General features: G+C 65.4%; 20 protein-coding genes. 7 read left to right on the plus strand and 13 right to left on the minus strand.

The window, feature by feature from the left end:
- Positions 1–14 precede the first annotated feature (14 nt).
- Both JQ507_30070 and JQ507_30075 read right to left on the minus strand, forming a co-directional pair.
- Complete coding sequence (locus JQ507_30070) at positions 15–1241, minus strand: ABC transporter substrate-binding protein (GenBank protein QRI69080.1); 1227 nt, start codon at positions 1239–1241, stop codon at positions 15–17.
- A 35-nt stretch (positions 1242–1276) separates the two neighbouring features.
- Complete coding sequence (locus JQ507_30075) at positions 1277–2479, minus strand: cytochrome P450 (GenBank protein ID QRI69081.1); 1203 nt, start codon at positions 2477–2479, stop codon at positions 1277–1279.
- A gap of 145 nt (positions 2480–2624) precedes the next feature.
- On the opposite strand from JQ507_30075, the gene JQ507_30080 reads away from it, so the two are divergent.
- The gene (locus JQ507_30080) at positions 2625–3086 is read left to right on the plus strand and encodes a MarR family transcriptional regulator (protein ID QRI73577.1); all 462 of its coding nucleotides are present in this window, start codon (positions 2625–2627) and stop codon (positions 3084–3086) included.
- 326 nt (positions 3087–3412) lie between these two features.
- Here the strand turns inward: JQ507_30080 and JQ507_30085 are convergent, their stop codons facing one another.
- Complete coding sequence (locus JQ507_30085) at positions 3413–5269, minus strand: feruloyl-CoA synthase (protein QRI69082.1); 1857 nt, start codon at positions 5267–5269, stop codon at positions 3413–3415.
- 155 nt (positions 5270–5424) lie between these two features.
- Here JQ507_30085 and JQ507_30090 point away from each other — a divergent pair, with 155 nt between their 5' ends.
- The gene (locus JQ507_30090) at positions 5425–5949 is read left to right on the plus strand and encodes a MarR family transcriptional regulator (GenBank protein QRI69083.1); all 525 of its coding nucleotides are present in this window, start codon (positions 5425–5427) and stop codon (positions 5947–5949) included.
- Positions 5950–6186: 237 nt separating this feature from the next.
- On the plus strand, positions 6187–7974 hold the full coding sequence (gene atzF, locus JQ507_30095; protein ID QRI69084.1) for an allophanate hydrolase: 1788 nt from the start codon (positions 6187–6189) through the stop codon (positions 7972–7974).
- A gap of 163 nt (positions 7975–8137) precedes the next feature.
- Here atzF and JQ507_30100 read toward each other — a convergent pair whose 3' ends face one another.
- From JQ507_30100 to ugpB, 10 genes are all read right to left on the minus strand, one after another.
- Complete coding sequence (locus tag JQ507_30100) at positions 8138–8869, minus strand: GntR family transcriptional regulator (protein QRI69085.1); 732 nt, start codon at positions 8867–8869, stop codon at positions 8138–8140.
- 17 nt (positions 8870–8886) lie between these two features.
- Positions 8887–9279, minus strand: a complete 393-nt coding sequence (hpxZ, locus tag JQ507_30105; protein QRI69086.1) for an oxalurate catabolism protein HpxZ — start codon at positions 9277–9279, stop codon at positions 8887–8889.
- A 2-nt stretch (positions 9280–9281) separates the two neighbouring features.
- Positions 9282–10679: an AtzE family amidohydrolase gene (locus JQ507_30110; protein QRI69087.1), complete on the minus strand. Its 1398-nt coding sequence runs from the start codon at positions 10677–10679 to the stop codon at positions 9282–9284.
- A 7-nt stretch (positions 10680–10686) separates the two neighbouring features.
- Positions 10687–10866 carry a DUF4089 domain-containing protein gene (locus tag JQ507_30115; protein QRI69088.1) on the minus strand — a complete coding sequence of 60 codons (180 nt, stop codon included), beginning with the start codon at positions 10864–10866 and terminating at the stop codon, positions 10687–10689.
- A gap of 18 nt (positions 10867–10884) precedes the next feature.
- Complete coding sequence (locus JQ507_30120) at positions 10885–12693, minus strand: ABC transporter ATP-binding protein (GenBank protein ID QRI69089.1); 1809 nt, start codon at positions 12691–12693, stop codon at positions 10885–10887.
- Positions 12694–12772: 79 nt separating this feature from the next.
- Positions 12773–13672: an ABC transporter permease gene (locus JQ507_30125; GenBank protein QRI69090.1), complete on the minus strand. Its 900-nt coding sequence runs from the start codon at positions 13670–13672 to the stop codon at positions 12773–12775.
- A gap of 9 nt (positions 13673–13681) precedes the next feature.
- Positions 13682–14695: an ABC transporter permease gene (locus tag JQ507_30130; GenBank protein ID QRI69091.1), complete on the minus strand. Its 1014-nt coding sequence runs from the start codon at positions 14693–14695 to the stop codon at positions 13682–13684.
- Positions 14696–15049: 354 nt separating this feature from the next.
- Positions 15050–16672, minus strand: coding sequence for an ABC transporter substrate-binding protein (locus JQ507_30135; protein QRI69092.1), 1623 nt, complete (start codon positions 16670–16672; stop codon positions 15050–15052).
- A gap of 245 nt (positions 16673–16917) precedes the next feature.
- The gene (locus tag JQ507_30140; protein ID QRI69093.1) at positions 16918–17865 is read right to left on the minus strand and encodes an aminoglycoside 3'-phosphotransferase/choline kinase family protein; all 948 of its coding nucleotides are present in this window, start codon (positions 17863–17865) and stop codon (positions 16918–16920) included.
- 247 nt (positions 17866–18112) lie between these two features.
- Complete coding sequence (gene ugpB / locus JQ507_30145; protein ID QRI69094.1) at positions 18113–19444, minus strand: sn-glycerol-3-phosphate ABC transporter substrate-binding protein UgpB; 1332 nt, start codon at positions 19442–19444, stop codon at positions 18113–18115.
- A gap of 182 nt (positions 19445–19626) precedes the next feature.
- Between ugpB and JQ507_30150 the strand changes: the two genes are divergently transcribed.
- Genes JQ507_30150 through JQ507_30165 form a run of 4 tightly spaced genes read left to right on the plus strand, consistent with a single transcriptional unit; the run spans position 19627 to position 25178 of the window.
- Positions 19627–20616, plus strand: coding sequence for a TRAP transporter substrate-binding protein (locus tag JQ507_30150; protein QRI69095.1), 990 nt, complete (start codon positions 19627–19629; stop codon positions 20614–20616).
- A gap of 34 nt (positions 20617–20650) precedes the next feature.
- A complete protein-coding gene (locus JQ507_30155; GenBank protein ID QRI69096.1) occupies positions 20651–22729 on the plus strand; it encodes a HAMP domain-containing histidine kinase in 2079 nt (692 codons plus the stop codon).
- Positions 22699–24444 (plus strand): DUF3369 domain-containing protein, encoded by a 1746-nt coding sequence (locus JQ507_30160; GenBank protein ID QRI69097.1) that lies wholly within the window; start codon positions 22699–22701, stop codon positions 24442–24444. Before JQ507_30155 ends, JQ507_30160 begins: the two co-directional genes overlap by 31 nt.
- Positions 24441–25178: a response regulator gene (locus tag JQ507_30165; protein QRI69098.1), complete on the plus strand. Its 738-nt coding sequence runs from the start codon at positions 24441–24443 to the stop codon at positions 25176–25178. Before JQ507_30160 ends, JQ507_30165 begins: the two co-directional genes overlap by 4 nt.
- The last annotated feature ends 89 nt before the right edge of the window (positions 25179–25267 follow it).

Below are 25267 nucleotides of genomic sequence, written 5' to 3' on the forward strand. Positions count from 1 at the left end.
TCGCGGCGAACGTCTCACTTCACCAGCGGGCAGCCGCCATCGGCCAGCGGCCGGAACGCCTGCTCGGCCGGGATGGTCGCGATCAGTCTGTAATAGTCGTAGGGGTATTTCGACTCCTCCGGTTTCTTCACCTCGAACAGATACATCGGGTGGATGACGCGACCGTCCTGGCGGATCGTGGTGTCGCCGAACAATTTGTCCTTGCCCTTGAAGGTCTTCATCTGCGGCACCACGACCTTGGCATCGTCGCTGCCGGTGGCGGCGACCGCATTGAGATACGCTAGCGTCGAAGCATAGACGCCGGCCTGGTTGCCGCTCGGCATCTTGCCGTTCATGCCGGGACGCGCGGCGAAGCGTTTGGCGAATGCGCGGGTGTCGTCGTTCATGTCCCAGTAAAACGCCTCCAGTAGCTGCAGGCCCTGCGCGACCTTCAGACCCATGCCGTGGACGTCGTTCACGAACAGCAGGAACGCCACCATGGTCTGGCCGCCCTGCTGGATGCCGAACTCGGCCGCCTGCTTCACCGCATTGATGGTGTCGCCGCCGGCATTGGCGAGGCCGATTACCTTTGCTTTCGAACCCTGCGCCTGCAACAGGAAGGATGCGAAGTCCGAGGTTCCGAGCGGATGCTTGCTCGATCCCAGCACCTTGCCGCCGTGCTTCTCGATGTAATTCGTCGCCTCGGCCTCAATGCCCTTGCCCAGCGCATAGTCGACCGTGACAAAATACCAGTCCTTGCCGCCACGCTGCATCATCGCGGCCGCCGTGGTGTTGCCGGTTGCCCAGGCGTCGTTGACCCATTGGATGGTGTTGGGTGAGCAGGCCTTGCCGGTGAGATCGGAACTCGCGGTCGACGACGCCAGGAACGTCATCCTGCTGTCGCGCAGGATGGTGTTGATGGCGAGCCCGACGGCCGAGTTCGGCACGTCGACGATGGCATCGACGCCCTCGACATCGAGCCATTTGCGCGCGATCGCGGATCCGACGTCGGCCTTGTTCTGGTGATCGGCATAGACGATCTCGACCTTGATGCCCTTGCCGCCGCCGTTGAAATCCTCCGCCGCCATCCGCGCGGCTTCCACCGAGCCCATGCCGTTGGTGTCCTGGAAGATGCCGGAAATATCGTTCAGCACGCCGACCCGCACGACATTGTCTGATATTTCCGCGCGTGCGCTGCCCGCGGCGCAGGCCAATGCCAGCGTAAATCCAATCCCAAATCGCCCAATCCTAAAGCCCCTCATCCTGTCCCCTCCCTGGCGTTGTTCCGCAGCCGGCATCAGGCCGGCGTGATCTCGACCGGCAGCGTCTCGAGCCCGCGTAGCGTGTTGTTGAACAGGCGCTTCGGCTCGCCCGTGATTTCGATCCTGGCAACACGGCGCGCCAATGCCGCCATCATCACCTCGCCTTCGAGACGGGCGACGAGTTGGCCGACGCACATGTGGATGCCTGAGCCGTAACCGACATGGCCCGAGGTGCGGCGCGTGATGTTGTAACTGTCGGGTTCGTCCCAACGGCGCGGATCACGGTTGGCCGCGGCGAGGAACATCAGCACCTTCTCGCCCTCGGGGATATTGACGCCGCTGAGCTCGATATCCCGGGTGGTGGTGCGGAAGAAGGTCTGGACCGGACTTTCGAACCGCACGGCTTCCTCGAACGCATTGCGCGCCAGCGTTGGATCACCGCGCAGCTTCTCGAACTGGTCGGGAAAGCGCGCCAGACAATAGACGGCGGCGCCGATGCCGTTGACGGTGGTGTCGAGGCCGGCCGACAGCAGCGAGCGCACCAGCAGGGGCGCCTCGGTCGCGGTAATGGCGCCACTATCGACGTGGGCATGGATGCAGGCGCCGATGCCGCCCGGGGTCAGATTGTCGCGCTGGCACTGCTCGGCGACATAGGCCTGATGCGGCGCCGAGCGCTGGATCGCCTCCTCGCGGAGCTGGTTCGGCGGACCGAAGGCGTTGAACACCAGGCTGGCATAAGGCAGCAGATGCTCGCGGCCCTCCGGCTTAAGACCGAGCGCATCCGGGAAGATCGACAACGGATAGGCTTCCGCAAGGTCCGCGATCGCGTCGAACCGGCGCTTCTCCAGCAGCGCATCGACGCGAGCCTCCGCGGCCTCGGCAAATCGCCCACGAAGCTGCTTCATCACGGTCGCAGACAGCACCGAGCTCAGCACATTGCGGGTTCGGGTGTGGGCTGGCGGATCGGCCTCCAGGATCAGGCTCGGCGGCCGCCACGGCTTTTCCTTGGAAAAGTCACTGAGACCGACGCCGCGGCTGGAGCAGAACGTGGCGGGATCGTTCAGGACGGCGTACACCTCCGCGTAGCGCGCCACGCCATAGACATTCCACTTGTCCAGATAAACCACCGGTCCGGCCTCGCGCAGCCGCTGATGGGTCGGGAACGGATCGGCGAAGAAATCGAGCGCGAACGGATCGACGTCCAGATGCGGGACGGACGCATCGTCTGTTGCAGTCATCGGGACCTCCCGAGGTTTGATCTTGTCAACACGGGCCGCATGTCACTTGCTCCCGAGCGGTTTCGCAGCGATGATTTGAGAAATGAGCAGCCAGCCCCTCCCCCGAAAGCCCCGCCGGCCAAGACCGGCCGATCCCGCAGACGCCATCGATGGCCCGCTGCTGGACCTCAATCGCTATGTGCCGGCGTTCATCACTTTCATCGGCAACAAGCTGTCGAACAGCGCCACCGCATTTTACCAGAAGAATTTCGGGGTCAACGTCACCGAGTGGCGGATCATCTCGCAGTTGGCGATCGAGCCGGGGATTCCGGCCTCGCGGATCTGCCAGGTGATCGGCTTCGACAAGGGCCCGGTCAGCCGCAACCTCGCAGCGCTGCAGAAGCGCGGGCTGTTGACCATCCGCACCGCGCCGGACGACGGCCGCACCCATTCGATCACGCTGACCGCGCGCGGCCGCGCCATCCACGACAAGGTGATCGTCGCGGCGCTGGAGCGCGAGCGGCGGCTGCTGTCGTGCCTGAGAAAGGATGAGCGCGAGGTGCTGATCGACCTGCTGCGCCGGCTGCACGAGAATCTCGGCGCCGTGACCGGGCAAAGCACGAGCTGATGGCGCAGCCGGACCACGGCCGGCGCCCTGCGCCACCGCGGTATTCGTCAGCCCTTTCAAACGTGGTGCTCGCGCGCTGCTGCGCAACATGATCCTCCCAAATGCGAGGCCGTTAACCGGCCCTGTCTCTCTGGGTGCGGAAACTCGCACAGCTTAGTTGCTATGGCAACTAAAAACGCGAGCGCATGCGACGTCAGGTCTCATGCCGAGACTTGTAACGTCGCCTTTGGGTCAGGTGAGCACACTGCCCAGGCTCCCTCCCTCCTTGCGGGGGAGGGAACCCTTCCGCTGGTGCCTTCCTTACATCCGCCTTTTCTACCGCAATCTCACCCCGCGCAGCCCACCGGCTCGGACGACCCGTCGTCCTCCAGCACCGCGACCGCCGCAGCGCGGCGCGTCAGCACGGCGCGCTGGTTGATGTAGCCCTTGTCGGTGATCTCGCCGCCGTCGACCGAGGCTGGCTCGGCCAGCAGAAGCGCGCGGGTGGCGTGGCCGGAGGAATGGCCGCCTTGCGCCTTCAGCCGCGCCAGTCCCTGCCCGATCGCGGCGCGAACCGACGGATGGCCGATCGCCTCCCGCGTGTCGGCGCTCTCGGGCAGTCCGGCCAGCGAGCGGCAGGCGGCAAGATTCGGAAACACCAGGAAGCGAACGTGGTCGCGGCCATGGCCGGTGACGACAATGTCCTGCGCGAGCGGCGCCAGCGCCGCGATGCCGGCGACGCGCAGAGTGCCGACGCTGACCCAGGTACCGGAATTGAGCTTGAAATCCTCCGCCACGCGGCCGTCGAAGAACAGGCCGAGATCGGGCCACTCGGGATCGGCGAAGGTGACGGCGTCGCCGATCTTGTAGAATCCCTCATCATCAAAGGCCGCTGCGGTCAGATCGGGCGCCTTCCAATAGCCCGGCGTGACATTGGGGCCGCGCACGCGAACCTCGAGCTTGTCACCCGAGGGCACAAGCTTCAGCTCGGTACCGGGAATCGGCACGCCGATATTGCCGGAGCGCTTGGCGAGGAAGTGGCAGTCGGTCGCCAGTGGCGAGGTCTCGGTCGAACCCCAGGCCGACACCATCGGCAGCCTATGGCCGACCGCCTGCAACGACAGTTCCTCCAGCGCGTCCCACAGATTCTGCGGCAGTGCCGCACCGGCATAGAAGGCGAATTTCGCACCCTCGAAGAACTTGCGGCGCAATTCGTCGTCGGTACGCAGCGCCGCGATCAGCATGTCGAAGCCGCGCGGCACGTTGAAATAGACCGTCGGCACCACGCTGCGCAGGTTGGCGAGCGACGTCGCAAACAGGCCGGGCGCCGGCTTGCCGCCGTCGATATAAAGCGTGCCGCCGTTGCGCAGCACCAGGTTGAAATTGTGGTTGGCGCCGAAGGTGTGGCTCCAGGGCAGCCAATCCAGGATGACGAGTTCGGCGCCCGGCTGCTCCAGGAACGTCCAGGTCTGCGCCTTGGCTTGCTGGCTCGAGGTCAGCATGCGCTGGGTGTTGATCACGGCCTTCGGCGTGCCGGTCGAGCCTGAAGTGAACAGGAACTTTGCGATCGTGTCCGGCGTCACTGCGGCAAAGGCTTTAGCCACATCCGGCGACTCCGGCGTCGCCGCGATGGCTGGGAATGCCAGCGCGTCGGCGTCCTCGGGATTGCCGCTGACGATGACGGCGCGATGCAGCGGCTTGATCGCGGCAAGCGCCGCGGCGAACGGCTTTGTGCTCGCGACATAGATCGCACCGGGATCGAGCAGCTCGATCGTGCTCTTCAGCTTGTCGAAATCCCGGGACATCAATGAATAGGCCGGCGAGATCGCCGCCGATGGCACGCCGACATGCTGGGCGGAGAGCGCAAACAATGCGTGATCGATGCCGTTGTCGGAGAGGATGACCAGCGGCCGTTCCGCGCTCAGCCCCTGTGACAGGACCCATGATGCGGCCTGACGCACGATGCCGAGCGCATCGCGATAGCTGACGGTGCTCCAGGGCGTTTCGACGCTGGCGCGTTCGCCGAGGAAGATGCGATCCGGCGCCTGCCGTGCCCAGTGCTCCAGCCAGTCGCCGATGCAGCGGGCGCTTTCCTGCAAGGGCGTCGTAGATCGAACCAGGATGCTGCCGTCGCCACGTCGATCCGCCACGATGGCAGGCGTCGCGAACAGGCTGTTCGGATTGTCTCCGCTGACGGCCGTCATGGTTTCCTCCTCGCCCGTGTCTTGTCGGGATCGCGCCGCAACAACGTGCTGCGCCGCGCCCCCGCCGGGCTCTTTGGCGATAATGTTGCGGACATCAATTGTTGTCGTCAACAACAATCTTTCCCTCTCGCCTCAAGCACGCTAGCCTTGCGGCCATGGCAAGCCCGCAAAAGACATCGCGCAAGGCCGCAGGAACGAGAGCGGCAATCCGTCGCGCGCGCCCGGCGAGTGGCCGGGCGCACAGTGGCGACGCCGGCGATGATATCGGCCTCGACGCGCTGGTCGGCCACGCCGGCTATGCGGTGCGTCGCTTCCAGCTCTGGATCTTCCAGGACTTCATCAAGACACTGGCAACGGTCGATATCCGTCCGACCCAATACTCGGTCATGACCGTGATCGGGGCCAATCCAGGCCTGAGCCAGATGGCGGTCGCCAAGCGGCTCGGGATCGAGCGCGCGCGGCTGGTGCATCTGCTCGACAGCCTGGAAGAGCGCGACTTCGTCAGCCGCATCCCTTCCACCATCGACCGCCGTTCCCATGCGCTGCATTTGACCACGCGCGGCAAGGCGGCGCTGGCGCAGTTCAAGCGGCTCGCCGCCGAACACGAGCGGCATGTCGCCGAGAAGATCGGCAAGGCAAACCGCGAGCAATTGCTACGGATCCTTGCTTGCTTCACCTGATCCATCGATCGGATTTCTGCTCAGCCACGCCTGCCTGAAAAATAGGCGAATGCGCTTTCAAGCAAGCTCGCCTCAGCGCGCGGTGGCCATTCCAAGCAGCTGATATTGTGTAATAATCTGTCGCGCATCTGGCGCAGGTTAATTGTACACAATGGCACATTGCTTGCTTCGATCAGGCGGCAATTCCTTCGCGGCGACCTTCCGAAGGCCACCGCTCCCAAAGACGAGGCCAACCACGTGACTGAAACTGTCGCCGCGATCGTTGCCGCACACCGCACCAGGACCATGACGCCGGCGCAAACCGTGGCGCGCAGCTACCAGCGCATCCGCGAACACAACGATCCCGCCATCTTCATCAGCCTGCGCGACGAGCAGGAGGCACTCGCCGAGGCCGCGCAGCTCGCCGATCCGACGCTGCCGCTCTATGGCGTGCCGGTCGCCGTGAAGGACAATATCGACGTCGCGGGCTTGCCGACCACCGCCGCCTGCCCGGCCTTCGCGTACACGCCAGCGCACGACGCGACCGCAGTCGCAAGACTGCGCGCGGCAGGCGCCATCATCATCGGCAAGACCAACCTCGACCAGTTCGCCACCGGCCTGGTCGGCGTGCGCTCGCCCTACGGCATTCCCAAAAATCCAGTTCGCGACGATCTCGTGCCGGGTGGATCGAGCTCGGGCTCCGCGGTCGCGGTATCCGCGGGCCTGGTGCCGCTGTCGCTCGGCACCGACACCGCGGGCAGCGGCCGGGTGCCGGCCATGCTCAACAACGTCGTCGGGCTCAAGCCGAGCCTCGGGCTGATCCCGAATACCGGGCTGGTGCCGGCCTGCCGCACGCTCGACTGCATCTCGGTGTTCTCGCTCACCGTCGACGACGCGCTGGCCGCGCTTGCCGTGATGGCAGGTCCCGACGACGCTGATCCGTTCTCGCGCGACCGGCCGCTGGCCGCCCTCGCAGCGTTTCCCTCCAGGCTGAAGCTCGGCATTCCCAAGTCGGGTCAGTTGATCTTCTTCGGTGATCGCGAGGCCGAGACGGCCTATGGCAAGGCATTGCAGCGCTGGCAGGTGCTTGGCGCCGATCTCGTCGAATTCGACCTCGAGCCGTTCTACGAGACCGCGCGGCTGCTCTACGAGGGCCCGTGGGTCGCCGAGCGCTATCTCGTGATCCGCGACCTCCTGGCATCGTCACCCGACGCGATCCATCCCGTGACGCGCGAGATCACCATCGGCGGCGCGCGGCCGACCGCGGCCGATACTTTCTCCGCGCTCTATCGCCTGCAAGCGCTGCGCCGCGTTGCCGAGCGCAGCTTCGCGCAACTCGACGCGATCGTGCTGCCGACGGCGCCGACGGTCTATTCCACCGCCGACGTGCTGGCCAAGCCGATCGAGCTCAACTCGCGGCTCGGCACCTACACCAATTTCGTCAACCTGCTAGATCTCTGCGGCCTGGCGCTGCCGGCGGCGATACGGCCCGACGGTGCGCCATTCGGCATCACGCTGCTGGCACCTGCCGGCCGCGACGCCGAGCTTGCCGGCATCGGCCGGGTATTCCATGCCGACACCGGACTTGGCCTTGGCGCAAAATCGCTGCCGCAGCCCGCGCTCGCTCAAGTGCCGGCGCAAGCGACATCCAACGAGATCACCATCGCGGTGGTCGGCGCGCATCTCTCCGGCATGGCGCTGAACCACGAATTGACCGCGCTCGATGCGCGCCTGCTGGAGGAGACCGCCACCGCAACGGACTACAAGCTCTATGCGCTCGACACCACGCCGCCGAAGCCCGGCATGCTGCGCATCGAGACGGGTGCGGGTCATGCGATCAAGCTCGAGCTCTGGGCGATGTCACCTGCCGCGTTCGGAAGATTCGTTGCCGCGATCCCGCCGCCGCTGTCGATCGGCACGATCCGGCTTGCCGACGGGCGGCAGGCCAAAGGCTTCATCGTCGAGCCGGCCGCGATTCATGGCGCGAAAGATATTTCGGCCTTTGGCGGCTGGCGGGCGTTCATGGCGGAGAAGGCGAAAGGTTAGCCGCCCCTTCCGCCATTCCGGGGCGCGCCTCTTGGCGCGAGCCCGGAATCCATTTCGCCTCAGCGACCGTTGCCGGAAGCGGCCCGCAACCAATCATCTACGTCAGATGCCGATGAATGGATTCCGGGCTCGCGCTTCGCGCGCCCCGGAATGACGGTGAGAGCTACACCGACACCGCGTAGGTCTCATATTCCCCGCGCACCTGCTCGATATGGGCGCGCATCGCAGCCGCAGCGCCCGGCTTGTCGCCGCGCATGATGGCGACCACGACGCGATCATGTTCGGCGTGGGATTTTGCAAGGCGCCCGAGGTTACGGAACTGGGCGCGGCGGAACGGCTGCACCCGCACCCGCGTCGCCAAGGTGATCTCGGCGATATAGGCGTTCTGCGAGCCGGTATAGATCGCATTGTGAAAGCGCTCATTGACCTCGTGGAAGCGCTCGGGATTGCCGGTGTAGCTCAGCACCCGCAGCTCCTCGTGGATCGCCTCCAGCGCGTGACGCTCCGCCGGCGTCATGCGTTCCGCGGCAAGGCCGGCGCACATCGCCTCCAGCTCGGCCATCGCCTCGAACATGCCGGTGAGCCGCTCCAGCGAGGGCCGCGCCACCACCGCGCCGCGATGCGCACGGGCGTCGATCAGGCCGCTGGCGGCCAGCTGCCGCAGCGCCTCGCGCACCGGCGTCCGCGAGACGTTGAAGCGGCGCGCAAGGTCGGTCTCGTCGAGTCCGGCCCCCGGCGGCAGCGTGCCGCGCACGATCTCGTCGGCGAGTTGCAGGCGCAGCTCTTCGGCGCGCGTGACCTTGTCGACCAGCGACGACGGGCGATCGACGCGCGGCACGACCGGCTCGGATTCAGTCGGCTGCGGCGCGCGGGTCGGAAGATCGTCCAGGCTCATGGTTCAAGCGCTCTTGTTCAAACGCCTTTGGGCTCGTCGATGACGCTGACATGGGCCGCGACGATTCTCCAGCCCTCGGGGAAGCGAATCCACGTCTGCATCTGCCGTCCCACCCTGCCCGGAGCGCTGTCCCGATAGAACAGCGTCGAGGCGATCGCGGTGTCGCGGCCATAGGTCGTGATCACGGTGCGGTCGATCCTGCGCATCAGCCCGGCCGCCGGCCGCCCGGCGCGGAACGCCGCGATCTCGCCGTAGCCGTAAAGGTTCTCGCCGATGCCATAGCGCAGCGTGCGGCTGTCGTTGCGGAACAGTTCGCCGAGCACCGCGACATCGTTCGACACCAGCGCCGTTTCGTAGCGCTGGAACTGCGCGGTGACCTCGGCGACCACGTCGGGAAGATCGATGTCCATAGTCAAAGTCCTCTCGGCGCAGGCGCGTTCGCAACGCCCATCTGTTCCAGCGCGTAGGCGACCCGCAGCGCGATGTCCTCGCGCCAGGGCGCGGCAATAATCTGAACGCCGATCGGCATCGGTTCAAGCGGCACCGGCACGGCGACCACCGGCAGGCCGATGAAGGAGATCGGCTGGGTATGGATTCCGATATTGGGACGCACCGGAAGCTCGACCCCATCGAGCGTGAAGTTGGCCTGACCGATCTTCGGCGCGATGCACGGCGTTGCCGGCGCCAGGATCACGTCGACCGACTGGAACAGCTCCAGCACCCTGGCGCGATACCAGCGGCGGAATTTCTGCGCCTTGTCGACATGGACGGCCGGGATCATCGCGCCCGAGAACAGGCGATCGCGCACTGCCGGATCGAAATCGTTCGGACGGGTGCGCAGCCTGTCGAGATGCAGCGCGGCGCCCTCGGTCGTGGTGATGATGAAGGCCGCGGCACGGGCACGCGCCGCTTCCGGCACCTCCACGACCTGCGTCGCGCCGAGTGCCTTTGCGATGCGCGCGACCGCCTCGACCGCCTCCGGCAACAGATTCTGCTGGAAATAGCCGCCGGCGATCGCGACCCGCAGCCCGCCGATTCCTTCGGCCAGCAGCGGCATCGTGGGCTCGAGCGGTCGCGCGACGCAGGCGGGATCATCAGTTTCGGGCCCCTGCATGACGTCGTAGGCGAGGGCGAGATCCGTCACACTGCGCGCAAACGGGCCGAGATGATCGAGGCTTGCGACGAACGGAAACGATCGCGCGCGCGACAGCCGGCCGTAGGTCGGCTTCAGGCCGAAGATGCCGCAGAACGATGACGGCACCCGGATCGAGCCGTTGGTATCGGAGCCGAGCGCGATCGGCACCAGCGCACCGCCGACGGAACTGCCGGAGCCGCCCGAGGAGCCGCCGGCCATCCGCGCCGGATCGTGCGGATTGCGCGACGGACCGTCATGCGCATTCTCGCCGGTGAAGTCGTAGGCGTACTCGCCCATGTTGAGCGCGCCGACCAGCACGGCGCCGGCGGCTTCCATCCGCTCGATCAGCGTGGCATCGCGCGGCGAGGCCGGCAGGTCGCGATTGATCTTCGAGCCGGCGCGGGTCGAGAGGCCCTGCACGTCAAACAAATTCTTCACCGCGAACGGTACGCCGGCGAGCGGGCCGGCCGGCTGACCCGCCGCGATCGCGGCGTCGATGGCCCTGGCTTTGGCGCGCGCGCGATCGGCGGTGACGTCGGTGAAGGCGTTGAGGACCTTGTCGTGCTGCGCAATGCGCGCGAGCGCCGCCTCGGTCGCGGCGAAGGCCGTCATCTTGCGGTGTGAGACGGCCTGCGCGATTTCGGCGGCCGACAGGAGAGCAGGAATGTCGGACATCGCGATCTCAGACCGAATAGATCGCAGCCGATGCGGCGTCATCGGGCAGCGGGAAGTCATCGACCAGTTTCGCCAGCCGCAGCGCGACCTCAAGATTGGCGCGCACCGCGGGACGCCAGGCATCTTCCAGCGGCAGCTCCAGCGCGCGGGCGGCAGCATTCACGTAGTCGTCGAGGTGATCGGCCATTTCGCTCCCAGTGAGTCTTCAAGCAACCGGCAACGGCGGATGCGGGATCGCCGTCAGCAGTTCCCTTGTATAGGCATCCTGCGGATTGCCCAAGACGGCTTCTGACGTGCCCTGCTCGACGATGCGGCCGGCCCGCATCACGATGACGCGATCGCACAGCAGGCGCACCACGTTGAGATCGTGCGACACGAACAGATAGCTCATGCCCATCGACTGCTTGAGGTCCTGCAGCAGATTGAGCACGACGGCCTGCACGGACACATCGAGCGCCGCGGTCGGCTCGTCGAGGATCACGAGCTTCGGGTGCAGCGCGATGGCGCGTGCGATGCCGACGCGGGCCTTCTGGCCGCCGGACAGCTGATGCGGAAAGCGATCCAGCAGATTGACCGGCAGGCCGACCAGCCGTGCCAGTTCCTCGCAGCGGTCGCGCAGCGCGGCGCGCCCCCTGACGTCGCCGAGCTGCATGATCGGGTCCGCGATCGCGCGCGCCGCGGTGAAGCGCGGATTGAGGCTGTCGGTCGGATCCTGGAACACCATCTGGATCTGGCTGCGCCGCGGCAGCCGCGCGAAGGATTGCGGCACGATGCCGCCGATGTCCTCGCCGTCGAACATGATGCGGCCGGAGGTCTGGTCCAATAGCCGCATCACCATCATCGAGGTCGTCGACTTGCCGCAGCCGGACTCGCCGACCAGCCCGACGCTCTCGCCATGGCCGACCTCGAAACTGATGCCGTCGACGGCGCGGAATACGTCTTCCTCGACCGGCGGCTTGCGGCCGAACAGTTTTGTCAGCACCGAGCCCGCGCCCTGGCGAGGGTATTCCTTGACGAGCTTTTCGACGGACAGGAGGGGCTGCACCTGCTCCCTCTCCCCGCGTGCGGGGAAAGGGTTGGGGTGAGGGGGGCTCTCCGCGAGCACAGCTTGTGGAGAGTCCCCCTCACCCGCCGCGCTGCGCGCGTCGGCCTCTCCCCGCACGCGGGGAGAGGCGAAAGCAGTCGCTTCCTCTTCAGGCAACAAATCCCTCAGCGACACGCCGAGCCGCGGCGTCGCGCGCATCAGCTTCTTCGTATAATCGTGCTGGGGCGCGGCGAAGATGTCGGCCGACTTTGCGGTCTCGACCACACGGCCCTTCTCCATCACCACGACGCGGTCGCAATAGGCGGCGGCGAGGCCAAGATCGTGGGTGATCAGGATCGTCGACATCGACCGGCGCCTCGTCAGCTCGACGATCAGATCCATCACCGCCTTCTGGGTGGTGACGTCGAGGCCGGTGGTCGGCTCGTCGGCGATCAGAAGCTGCGGGTTACAGGCCAGCGCCAGCGCGATGACGACGCGCTGGCACATGCCGCCTGACAGTTCGAACGGATAGGCGTGATAACGCTCGCGCGGCCGCGCGATCTTGACTTGCTCCAGCGCCTCGATCGCGGTCTCGCCGCGGTCGGTGACCTGGGCCTGCTGCACATGCTGGCGCAGCACATCCTCGATCTGGTGCCCGACCTTGCGGATCGGATTGAGCGCGGCGCGCGGGTTCTGGAAGATCATCGAGACTTCGCGGCCGCGCAGATCGCGCATCTGGCTCTCGGTCGCCGCCTTGACGTCGATGCCGGAGAACATCACCGAGCCCTCGGCGATCCGGCCCGCACGATCGAGGATGCGCATCACGGCGTAAGATGTCACCGACTTGCCGGAGCCGGACTCGCCGACGATGCCGACGGTCTCGCCCTTGCCGACCGAGATGTTGACGTGCTGCACGGCTTTCACGATGCCGCGACGCGTGGTGAACTCGACGGTCAGGTCGCTGACGTCGAGCAGTGGCTGCGCAGTCATGCGCGCCTCCCACAAAATATCGAAAACAACCCCATGCAAAGCAGTGTTACGGTAGCATGACACCGCGGCGACACAGTCATCACGTCCTCCGCTGCGGGTCGACGATGTCGCGCAGGCCGTCGCCGAGCAGGTTGAAGCAGAACACCGCGATCATCAGCGCCAGGCCCGGGAATAGCGCGATCCACCATTCGCCGGACACCATGAAGCCCGCGCCCTCGGCGACCATGATGCCCCACTCCGCGGTCGGCGGGCGGACACCGAGACCGATGAAAGAGAGCCCCGCGGCGTTGAGGATCGCATAGCCCATGGTCAGCGACATCTGCACGATCATGATCGGCATGATGTTGGGCAGGATGTGCCCGAGCAGGATGCGGTATTCGCCATTGCCGGACAGCCGCGCCGCCTGCACGAAGCCGGCGTTGCGGCGGACATTGGCTTCCGCGCGTGCGACGCGGGCATAGAGCGGGAAGTTCACGATCGCGGTCGCGATGATGATGTTCTGCACGGTGTTGCCGAGCGCCGCGACGATGCCCATCGCCAGCACGAACAGCGGAAACGCCATGATGGTGTCGGCGATGCGGCCGACGATGCGGTCGGTCCAGCCGCCGAAATAGCCGGCGGCGATGCCGGCGAGCCCGCCCATCAGGAACACCAGCACGACGGAAGCGACCGCGATGAAGGTGTCGAGCCTCGTTGCGACGATGACGCGGCTGAAGATGTCGCGGCCGAGCTGGTCGGTGCCGAACCAGTGCGCCGCGGACGGCGGCTTCAATGCCGCCGCAGTGTTCGAGGCGAGCGGATCATACGGCACCACATAGGGCCCGAACAACGCAGCGAACAGGATCAGGATCAGCAGCGCGAAGGCGAAGCCGGTGACCTTGTTCTCGCTCAGCACATAGCGGGTCTGCTCGAACACTGCGGCAAGCCCGGAGGTTCGGGCGGGACCCGCGGGTTCGACGGTCGGCGCAACGGTGCTCATGTGCCCCTCCTACCCTTCCAGCCTGACGCGCGGATCGATCACGCCGTAGAGGATGTCGATCAGCAGATTGAGAGCGACGTACATCACCGCCATGGTCAGCACGAAGCCCTGGACGGGCGCGAAGTCGGATGCGATCAGCGCCTCCACCGCATAGGAGCCGATGCCGGGCCAGGCGAACACTTTCTCGACCAGCACGTTGGCCCCGAGCAGGAAAGAGAACACCATGCTGAGCGTGGTGATGACCGGCAGCATCGCGTTGCGGAACGCGTAGGTCACGATCACCTTGCCGGGCGACAGGCCGCTGGCGCGCGCGGTGCGGACGAAATCCGACGCCAGCACCGCCAGCATCGAGGCGCGCGTCATGCGCGCGATCGGCGCCAGCGAGAAGATCGCGAGCGTCACCGCCGGCAGGATCAATTGGCTGAACGCCGAACGAAACGCCTCGAAGTCGCGCGCGATCAGCGTATCGATCAGATAGAAGCCGGTGACGGTCGGCGGCGCGCTGTAGAACACGTCGAGCCGGCCGAGCGGCGCCGGTGCCCAGCCGAGCCGGAAATAGAACACATAGACCAGCACGAGCCCGGTGAAGAACACCGGCAGCGACACGCCGGCCGTCGTCGTGACGCGGCAGAGATGGTCGATCCACGAGCCCGGCCGCGTCGCCGCCAGCACGCCGAGCGGGATCGCGATCACGATCGAGACGACGAGGCCGAGCAGTGTGAGTTCGGCCGATGCCGGCAGGCGGCTGCGCAGCTCGGCGGCGACCGGCTGGCCCGTGGTCAGCGAGGTGCCGAGATCGCCATGGGCGAGATCATTGGTGTAGCGCACGAACTGCTCGATCAGCGGCTTGTCGAAACCGAGCTTCTTCCTGATCTGGTCGACCGCTTCCTTCGTTGCGGCAGGCCCCGCGAAATACGCCGCGGGATCGCCGGGCAGCGCGCGCGTCAGCAGGAACGTCACGATCACGACCCCGATCAGCGACGGGATCGCGAACAGCAGCCGCTTGCCGATCAGGGTCAGCATGAGGCGCTCCCAACGGCATCATGCAAAGCCACAACGGGACTGGCAGGGCTCCCTCCCCCCTTGCGGGCAGGGCAATCGTCTATGAAGCGTTCGGTGTCGTCCCGGCGTAGGCCGGGACCCATAACCCAAGGGAGCGGTTGCGGCGCGGGCGAGTGACCACGAGTCTTCGTCAAACTAAATCCTGTGGTTATGGGTCCCGGATCTGCGCTCCGCTTCGCTGCGCTTGTCCGGGACGACGAAGTTCTTTTGCCATATGCGAATGCCCTCCCCCGCAAGGGGGGAGGGAGCCTGAGAGGTGTGCTCACCTCACATCCATACGCGAGCGTATTGCGGAGGGAGCGCAGCATCACCGCCTCACCCCTTCGCCATCGCGCGATAATCCAGCCGGCGGTGGAACCAGTATTGGTAGCCCGAGATGTTCTTCTGCATCGCGACGTTGACGAACGGCTGGTAGAGCGGGATGCGCGGGATGTCGGTAAACGCGAGATCGACGAAGCCCTTGACGTCGGCATCGTAGGCCGCGGTGTCGCCATTGGCGGCCGCGATGCGCGCGCCGTCGATGAGCTTGTCCATCTCGCCCGACTTGTAGCTCATCGTGTTGAAGATCGAATTGTTGCCGTGATAGCACCAGTAGAAGAAGTACTCGGGGTAATCGAGCCAGCCCGAGAACACGTTGGTGAACAGCGGCATCTCCTTCTTGGTGAGCTCAGTGCGCCAGTTGGCGCCGGGCACCTTGTTGATCGTGGTCTTGATGCCGAGCTGCGCGAGGCTCTCCTGCACCAGCACGCAGAGCGGCTCGTTGACCCCGGCAAAATTCAGGTCGAACGAGATCGTGGTCTCGAAACCGTTGGCGTAGCCGGCTTCCGCGAGCAGCGCCTTGGCCTTCTCCATGTCGGTGACATACTTGGTCGGCTGCGGCCAGGCGACCTCGGTCGGCTTGTCCTTCGGTGCGCCGAACATCGGGTTGGCGAGGCCGAACAGCACCGCGTCCATGATTTTTTGGTACGGCATCGCATAGGCCATCGCCTGCCGCACCTTGGGATTGTCGAACGGCGGCTTGGTGACATTCATGCCGATGTACTGGATGCCGTTGGAGAACGGCAGCGAGACCACGTTGAGCTTGCCGTTCGCCTTCATCTCCTGGAAATCCTTGAACGGCAGTTCGTAGGAGATATCGGCATCGCCGCGCTCGAGCAGCGCACGGCGGTTGCCGGCCTGCGGCACCATGCGCCAGATCACGCGCCTGATCTTCGGCAGGGGACCCGAGACCCAGTCGTCATTGCGCTCCATGACGACTTCGGTGCCGGCGGTCCATTTGGTCACCTTGTAGGCGCCGGAGCCCGCGGTCTGCTGCTTGGTGAATTCGAGACCCCAGGGGTCCTTCTCGCTGGCGTTCTTCTTGACGAGCTCCGAGTTGACGACGCAGGGCACGATCACGGCGAGGTCGGGGATCGTCAGTCGGTCCTTTTTCAGGAAGTCGACGCGCACCGTGTGGTCGTCGACGACGACGAACTGCTCGGGCTTGGTCAGCGAGCCCGCGCTCATCTGGAAGGTCGGGAAGCCGCCGACGCTGACGGCACGGTCGAGCGACCATTTGACGTCCTTCGCCGTGACCGGCGTACCGTCATGGAATTTGGCGTTCTTGCGCAGCTTGAAGGTCGCCGACATGTCGCCGATGTTGAAATCCTCGGCGAGCTCGGGCTTGAACTTGTCGCGGTCGTAATAGGGCACGTCGCCAGGACCGCTCTTCATCTCGTGGCTGATCAGCCGGTCGTAGCAATTCCACGACACCTCATAGCCGGGCACGTTGGTGCCGATGCCGTGGATATCGAGATTGTTGGGGCCGCCTTCGGAAACGATCAGCAGCGTCTCGGAGCGCGCGTCGGCCTTGGCCGGCGACCAGATCGCGGGCGCGGTCGGCGCCAGCGCCCCCGCTGCCAATCCAGAGACCGATTTAAGGAAATCGCGACGCTTCATGGGATGCTCCAACGCCCGGAACCGGGCCCTGGAACTCAGTTCGCAAGGATTGTGCCAACCCTTAACGAAAGCTTATGAACGGCTAATGCGCTGGAAAGACGAAGAGAAGCGCTAAAGGTACCTTGGTCAGGCGCCTAATTGCACGCGCCTCGTTGCATACAAAGGAAGGCCATTTGCTCAATAAATGAGCATCGACCGAGCGATGCTCGATTTATCGCCGGCGATCGATATCACCACGACAAGAGCTAGCCCGGCCAGATCAGTTCCTGCAACTGCACGAAATCATCCACCTGGTCCGGCCAGCCCGCGATGCAGATGTGGCGGAGCGGATCGCTGGCCGAGTGCAGCATCATCAGCGCCATCAGCCGGCGCTTCAGCGTGAAATTCACCTCGCTCTGCGGGATGCCGAAGCCGTCGAACAGGCTGCGCACAAGGCGCGGATGCCCGGCGGCCATGAAGGCGCTCGGACCGAGCAGATCGTACTCGCCCCACCCGGTGCGGACGTCGCCGAAGTCGAACAGGCCCGCGACATGCCAGCCGTCGGCCCGGCGCCCGAGCAGGAAATTCTCCGGAATGTACTCGCCGGTCAGGATCACCGGCGGCGCGTGCATCGGGATCAACTCGGTGGCGTCGCGGAGGAGATCATCGAGTGAGCGGAGGAATTTCGCCGGCAGGCCGAGCCGTTCGTGCCGTGCCCGGCACTGCGCGACCTGGCCGCGCATGAAGGCGTCCCAGGGTTGGCCGATCGCCGGCAGGCCGCCGGGCGGCACCCGCTGCACTTCGGCAATCACGGCGCCGATCTCGCCGAGCACCCGCTCCCGCTCGGCTTCCGACAGCGACGGCCACACCTCCGAACCGACCGTGCCGGCAAGGCGCGTGATGACGAGATAGGGCCAGCCGTCGCGCTCGCCCTCCGCGATCAGATCGGGGATCGGAATGCCGAGCCGTCCGCGCAATTCCGCCAGCGCGCCGCGTTCGGAGACGAATTGCGGGCGCAGGAACGGCGGGAACAGTTTCAGGATCAGGTCATCGCCGAGCCCGACAACGAGGTTGGTGCCGGTCGAGAACACATGCGGCGTGCCCCATGATAGCCCGTGGCCATCGGCAATATCGCGCGCAACCGGCAGCCAGCGCGACGCGTCGCCGCGCCAAGCGCGGTAGCTGTCGTAGGTGGTGAGGGGTGGGAGATGCATTTTCAGCCGGCATTCTGAGACGATGCAATCACGGCACAATCTCTCCTCTCGTCGTCCCGGCGAAAGCCGGGATCCATAACCACAGGGTTGAGTTGTTGAAAAAGTTGTGGCCGCAGCGCCGCGCAACAATGGCCTTCGGTGGTTATGGGTCCCGGCCTTCGCCGGGACGACATCGAGTATGTTGCGCCATCGCGAGTCACATATTCGCAGTCTCTCGGAGAAGCGGCTGAGCGCCTCGAGGCGCCCATCACCGGTCCGGATTGGCGCGTTCGAACTGGCGCAGCAGGCGGTTGCCGCGTTCGACGGCGTTGTCCATCGCGGCCTGTGCCGAGCGCTTGCCGGCGAACACCTGTTCGAGCTCCTCCTCGATCACGTCGCGGACCAGCACGAACGAGCCGAGACGGACCCCCCTGGACTTGTCGGTCGGCGGCTTCAGCGTGACCTCCTCGATCGAGATCGAGGCGCCGGGATTGCGATCGTAGAAGCCCTGCGTGCGGGTGAGATCGAACGCGGCACGGGTGATCGGCAAATAGCCCGTGTTCTGGTGCCAGGCGGCCTGCACCTCCGGCCGCGACAAATAGGCGAAGAACTTCGCAACGCCGGCATATTCGGCGCGCGGCCGGTCGCGCAGCACCCACAAGGTCGCGCCACCGATGATCGAGTTCTGCGGCGCGCCCTGCACGTCGGCCTCGTACGGCATCATGCCGTAGCCGACCTCGAATTTCGAATTGGCCTTGATATCGGCGCGGGTACCCGACGAGCCGATGAAGATGCCGCACTCGCCCTTTTGGAAGCGCGGCTCGGCCGCCTGCCCGCGGCCGCTATAGTCGAACGACTTGTCGGTCTGCCACTGCGCGAGCTGCGCGATATGACGCACCACGATCGGGTTGTTGAAGACCAGCTGCGCGTCGAGCCCGGCAAAGCCGTTGGACCTGGTCGCGATCGGCAAATTGTGGAAGGCGGAGAAATTCTCGACATTGATCCAGGACGGCCAAGACGTGGTGACGCCGCACATCGCGCCGGCCGCCCGCAGCCGTTTCGCCATCGTACCGAGCTCGGCCCAGGTCTTCGGCGGCTGGCTCGGATCGAGCCCGGCGGAGCGGAACATATCCTTGTTGTAGTAGAGGATCGGCGTCGAGGCGTTGAACGGGAACGACAGCATGTTGCCGTCGACGTCGGCATAATAGCCGGCCACCGCGGGCAAATAGGCCTGTGGTGCGAACACCTCCGACTGATCGCGCATCAGCTCGAACACCGGATAGATCGCGCCGCGCGCCGCCATCATGGTTGCGGTGGCGATCTCGTTGACCTGAACGATCGCCGGCTGGCTGCGCGAGCGGAAGGCGAAGATGGCCGCAGTGACGGTCTCGGTGTAGTTGCCCTTGTAAGCCGGCACGATCCGGTAGTCGGATTGCGAGGCGTTGAAGTCGGCAGCGAGCTTCTCGAGCTGCTTGCCGAGTTCGCCCGACATCGCGTGCCACCACATGATCTCGGTCGCCGCTTGCGCCGGTACCACAAGCAGCAGGGTCGCGACAGCGAGATGCAAGAGCTTCAAGGCGCGCTTCAAGGCGAGCTTCACGACGAGTCGTTCCCCGATGCCAACACGCCGTCATACGGCGCTACAACCGCAGATTCAATCGACACCGCAGGTTGTAGCGCGATTTAACGTTTAGCCGATGGGCGAACCATCGCCATTCTGCTAAAAACCGTTGAACCTTTTGCTCCCGCCCTGGACACAAATCACAAGGGGAATTGTCGCCAGTGTACCGCCGCGCCGGCCTTTCGCGGACAATAACGCTTGCCGTCGCGCTGTTGTGCACAGCGGTCTCGGTGAGTGCTTTTGCACGCGAATTCCGCACCGCCGATACCCAGAATGAGGACTATCCGACCGTCCAGGCGCTGAACTACATGGACCGCCTGATCGCGGAACGCACCGGCGGCCGGCACCGCATCGTGGTCTTTCATTCCCGCCAGCTCGGCGAGGAAAAGGAGACGCTGGAACAGACTCGGGTCGGCGCCATCGATCTGAACCGGACCAATGTGGCGCTGATCGGGACCATGGTGCCTTCCGTGAACGTACTGGCGATGCCGTTCCTGTTTCGATCGCTTGAGCACCTGCAACATGTGCTGGACGGGCCGATCGGCAACGAGATCCTCGGCAGTCTGGAGGCCCACGGCTTCGTCGGCCTGACCTTCTACGATTCCGGCGCCCGCTCGATCTATAACAGCGTCCGCCCGGTGCGTTCGCTGGACGACCTCAAGGGCCTGCGGCTGCGCGTCCAGCAATCCGAACAGATGTCGGACATGATCCGCGCGCTCGGCGCCCAGCCGGTCGAGATGCCCTACGGCCAGGTGCTGACCGGGCTTGCCAACCGGCTGATCGACGGCGCCGAGAACAACTGGCCGTCCTTCGTCACCACCGGCCACTACAAATACGCCGGCTACTACATCTTGACCCAGCACACCGTGAGCCCCGAAGTGCTGATCATGTCGCGCAAGGCCTGGGCCAGCCTCTCGCCGGATGAGCAGGTCATCTTCCGTGACGCGGCGCAACGCTCCAGCATCTATATGCGCGAGAAGTGGCGGGAGCTCGAGGAGCGCTCGCGCAAGCAGGCGGAGCTCGCGGGCGTCAAGGTCGTGACCGACTTCGACCGCAAGCCGTTCGAGGCGGCGATGGCCGGCATCTATGCCAAGGCCGAACGCGATCCGGCGATCGCAGCGCTGATCGAACGCATCCGCAACGTGGAGTGACCGGATCTTGGACGCACCCCAACAGGACGGGACGATGCGACGGCGGGCGGCCTTCGGGCCACAGGGCCGCTTCCGCATCGTCCAGTTGCTGCGTGCGGTGCCGATCCGCTGGCGCATCCTTTCGATCGCGCTGCTCAATTCGGCGGTCGTGATCGTGCTCGCGGTGCTGATCTGGAACGGCTCGAAGGTGCTCGGCTCGGCCTGGGAGGATGTCCGCCAGGTGCGGGAATCCGACAAGATCCTGGCCAAGCTCGAAAGCGAGACCAGCCGGCTGCAGAACCTGATCCATCGCTACATCAACCAGCCGAGCCCGGACCTGTTCGCGGAAATCCTGCTGCTCCGCGAGGCCGTGCTCGGCACCTTGACCAACCGGGCCTCGACCGACCCGATGCTGTCGGGCTCGGTCGAGCAGCTCGAACGCGCCACCAGCCGCTTCCTCGACGGCTTCGGCGAATTGCGCACCTTGCAGACCAAGATCTCCAAGACCTATGACGAGCAGGTGCTGACGCCGACCAAGGACATGGCCGGGCTGTATTCGATCATCGAGGGCGCCACCGGCCATCGCGACGCGCTGATCTGGCCGGCGCTCGGCAAGTCGCGCGAGGCCTTCACCTCGCTGCTGGTCGCCGCCAACGCCTACTACCTCTCGCTGGCCTCCTCGTCGGCCGAGGAAGCCCGCCGCAACATCGATACGATCGAGAAGACGATCCCGGTCATGACCGATCTGGCCGAGAACGATCTGCAGCGCATGGCGCTGGGCCGGCTCAAGGTCAAGACCGCCGAGCTGCGCGACGGCCTCGGCCAGCTCAGCGAGCAGCTCACCAACCGCACCGACCTGCTGCGCAACTCGATCGACGCCAGCCAGGCCGACGCGATCGGCGCGATCGACGATCTCTCGGTGAAGATGCGCCAGCGCGAGCAGAAGGCGCAGGGGACCTTCGACAAGACGCTGACGTCGATCTCGCGCCGGGTGCTGTCGATCGCGGTGATCTTCCTCGGCATCATCATGTCCGCCGGCGTGATGATCGCATTGTCGATCCGGCTGCCGCTGGCGCAGATCATGGCCGCGATGCGCAACATCACCTCTGGCGATCTCGACCGGCCGGTACAGGGCACGACGGCCAAGGACGAGGTCGGCGCCATGGCGCGTGCCGTCGAGGTGTTCCGCGAAAATGCGATCGCCAAGCGCAAGACCGAGGACGAGCTGCGCGCCGCCAAGGAGAAGGCCGAGAGCGCGCTGCTCGAGCTCAACGCCGCGCAGCAGAACCTGATCGATGCCGAACGTCTCGCCGCGCTCGGCGGCCTGGTCGCCGGCGTCGCCCACGAGGTCAACAACCCGATCGGCATCAGCCTGACGGTGGCCTCGAGCTTTGCCCGCCGCAGCGAGATCTTCGAGAGCGACCTTCGGACCGAGCCGCTGCGCCGCTCTAAGCTCGACGAATTCGTGCGCGCCTCACGTGACGCATCGCAGCAGCTGGTCGCGAACCTGCAACGCGCCGGCGAGCTGATCCAGTCGTTCAAGCAGGTCGCGGTCGACCGCTCGCATGCCGAGCGCCGCCAGTTTGCCTTGAGTGAAGCGACCGACCAGATCGTGGCGAGCCTGCGGCCGGTGCTGAAGAAGGCGGCGATCGCACTGTCGGTCGACGTGCCCGAGGGATTGCTGATCGACGGCTATCCCGGCGCCTATGGGCAGATCTTAACCAATCTTTTCCTCAACGCCGTCAATCATGCCTTCGCCGACGGCCGCTCCGGCAACATCACGATCTCGGCGCGCGGGCGCGGCGCCGACGATGTCGAGATCATCTTCGCTGACGACGGGGCCGGCATGACGCCGGACGTGCAGCGGCAGGCGTTCGACCCGTTCTTTACGACCCGCCGCAACGAAGGTGGTACGGGCCTCGGCCTCCACATCGTCTATAACCTCGTCACCCAGCAGCTCGGTGGACGCATGATGCTGGAGTCAAGGGTAGGACAAGGCACCACTTTTCGCATTATCATGCCCAGGATCGCCAAGGGGGCTGCCATGGGGGCTGCCGAGGGCGAGCCCACGATCACTGACGCAGCAGCCGACGGAACCAGTCAATGGCCGAACAGGACGATGTCCTCCAACTGATCGACGACACCGAGAGCCCCCCGGAGGACTCGCCGGTACGGAAATGGAAGATCGCCGTGATCGACGACGATCACGCCGTTCATGAGGGCACCCGTTTCGCGCTGAGCGACTACAATCTGAACGGCGCAACGCTGGAGATCCTGTCGGCCTACTCTGCGGCCGAAGGCCGCACGCTGATGCGGGACAATCCCGACATCGCGGCCGTGCTGCTCGACGTCATCATGGAGACCGACGTCGCCGGCCTCGAGCTCGTCGAATACATCCGCAACGAGATCAAGAACGAGACCGTCCGCATCATCCTGCGCACCGGCCAGCCCGGCCAGGCGCCGGAACGGCGCGTCATCGTGCAGTACGACATCAACGACTACAAAGCGAAGACCGAGCTCACCGCCGACAAGCTGTTCACCTCGCTGACCGCGGCGCTGCGCAGCTATCAGCAGCTCGAGCGCATGGTGCAGACCAGGCGCGGGCTCGAGATCATCATCGACGCCGCCTCGACGCTGTACGATTTCAAGTCGATGCAGCGGCTGGCCGAGGGCGTGCTGACCCAGCTCGCCTCGCTGCTCAATGTCGATTGCGCCGGCATTCTGGTGCTGCGCGACGACGGCAACGCCGCCGCATGCGATTTCTCGGTGCTGGCCTGCTCGGGCTGCTACAGCCGCTTCATCGGCACCACGTCATCGAGAGCGCTCGACGCCGACCTCAGGCACATGGTGGAAGAGGCCTTCCAGCGCCGAAAGAACGAGTTCGCCGACCATCGCAGCGTGCTCTATTCGCGCACCGGCTCTGGCCGCGAGGTCGTGGTGTTGCTGCAGGCCGAGCGCCAGCTCTCCGACACCGACCGCGCGCTGGTCGAAATCTTCTCGAGCCGGCTCTCGATCGCGTTCGACAACGTGATCCTCTACCAGCAGCTGCACGAGGCCAACACCCAGCTCGAGGACCGCGTCGCGCAGCGCACCCGCGCGCTGATGCAGGCCAACCGGCGGCTGTCGGCGCAATGGCTGCGGCTGCAGCGCGCCAACGGCTTCAAGAACGAGATCCTCGGCACCGTCGCCCACGATTTGAAGAATCCGCTCGGCGTGATCCTCGGCCGAACCGAGATGCTGACCGAATTGATCGGCGCCGGCTCGCCGAAGGAAAACGTCACCGCGCAGGTCGAGCACATCCGCGATGCGACCAAGCGGCTGACCTCGATGGTCGACCACCTGATCTCGGATGCGATGGCCGACGCGTTCGACATCACGATCCGCCGCGAGCCGGTCGATGTCGCAGCCCTGGTCAACGAGGTTACCGAGGCCAATCTGCCCTCGGCCGTCAACAAGCAGCAGAGCATTTCGGTCTCGGGGCCGCAGCACTTCGTCACGATGTGCGACGCCGACCGGATCCGCGAGGCGATCGACAACCTGGTCAGCAACGCCATCAAATATTCGCCGATAGGCGGCAAGATCACGGTCGCGGTCAGCCACGAGGGCGAAGACACCGTGATCCGGATCTCCGACCAGGGGCCCGGCCTCAGCCCGGAGGATCTCGGCCGGCTGTTCGGCCGGTTCCAGCGGCTGTCGGCCAAGCCGACCGCGGGCGAGAGTTCGACCGGCCTCGGCCTTTCCATCGTCAAGCGCATCATCGACATGCATGGCGGCCATGTGACCGCCCAGAGCCCGGGCCCCGGACAGGGGTCGACCTTTACGGTTACACTCCCGGCGACAGAGACATGAACCAGAACCCGCATATCTTCATCGTCGACGACGAGGCGCCGGCCCGCGAGATGGTCGGCGATTACCTCAAGATGCACGGCTTCGGCGTGACGCTGTGCGATGGCGGCAAGAGCCTGCGCAAGGAGATCGAGAGCAGCACGCCCGATCTCGTGGTGCTGGACCTCAACATGCCCGAGGAAGACGGGCTGTCGATCATTCGCGACCTCAAGAGCAAGATCAACGTCCCCGTCATCATGCTGACAGCTACTGCCAGCCCGATCGACCGGGTGGTCGGGCTCGAGATCGGAGCCGACGATTACGTGGCCAAACCCTGCGAGCTGCGAGAGCTGATGGCGCGCATCCGCTCGGTGCTGCGCCGGAGCGGGCCGGCCAAGTCTGCCGCGCCGGAACCGGCGAGCGCGAAGGCCGAGAAGGAGCAATTGGTGCGGTTCGGCACCAAATGGCTCGATCTCGAGGCCCAGGCGCTACGCGACGACGAAGGCAACGAGCATCCGCTGACCGCCTCCGAATTCGGCCTGCTGAAGGTGTTCGCGGCCAATCCGAAGCGGGTCTTGTCGCGCGAGCGGCTGCTGGAACTCGCCAATGCCCGCGATGCGGAAGCCTTCGACCGCGCCGTCGACCTGCGCATCATGCGCATCCGCCGCAAGATCGAGTTCGATCCGACCAAGCCATCGGTGATCCGCACCATCCGCGGCGGCGGCTACCTGTTCTCGCCGACCGGGGACAAGGCGTAGCGTCGCGAAAATTATCCCGCCTCTCAATGTCGTCCTGGCCTTCGCCAGGACGACAAATCGTTGTGTGGCAAGAGCGAATTCATCGACAC

The organism is Bradyrhizobium sp. PSBB068 (assembly GCA_016839165.1).
Lineage (GTDB): Bacteria > Pseudomonadota > Alphaproteobacteria > Rhizobiales > Xanthobacteraceae > Bradyrhizobium.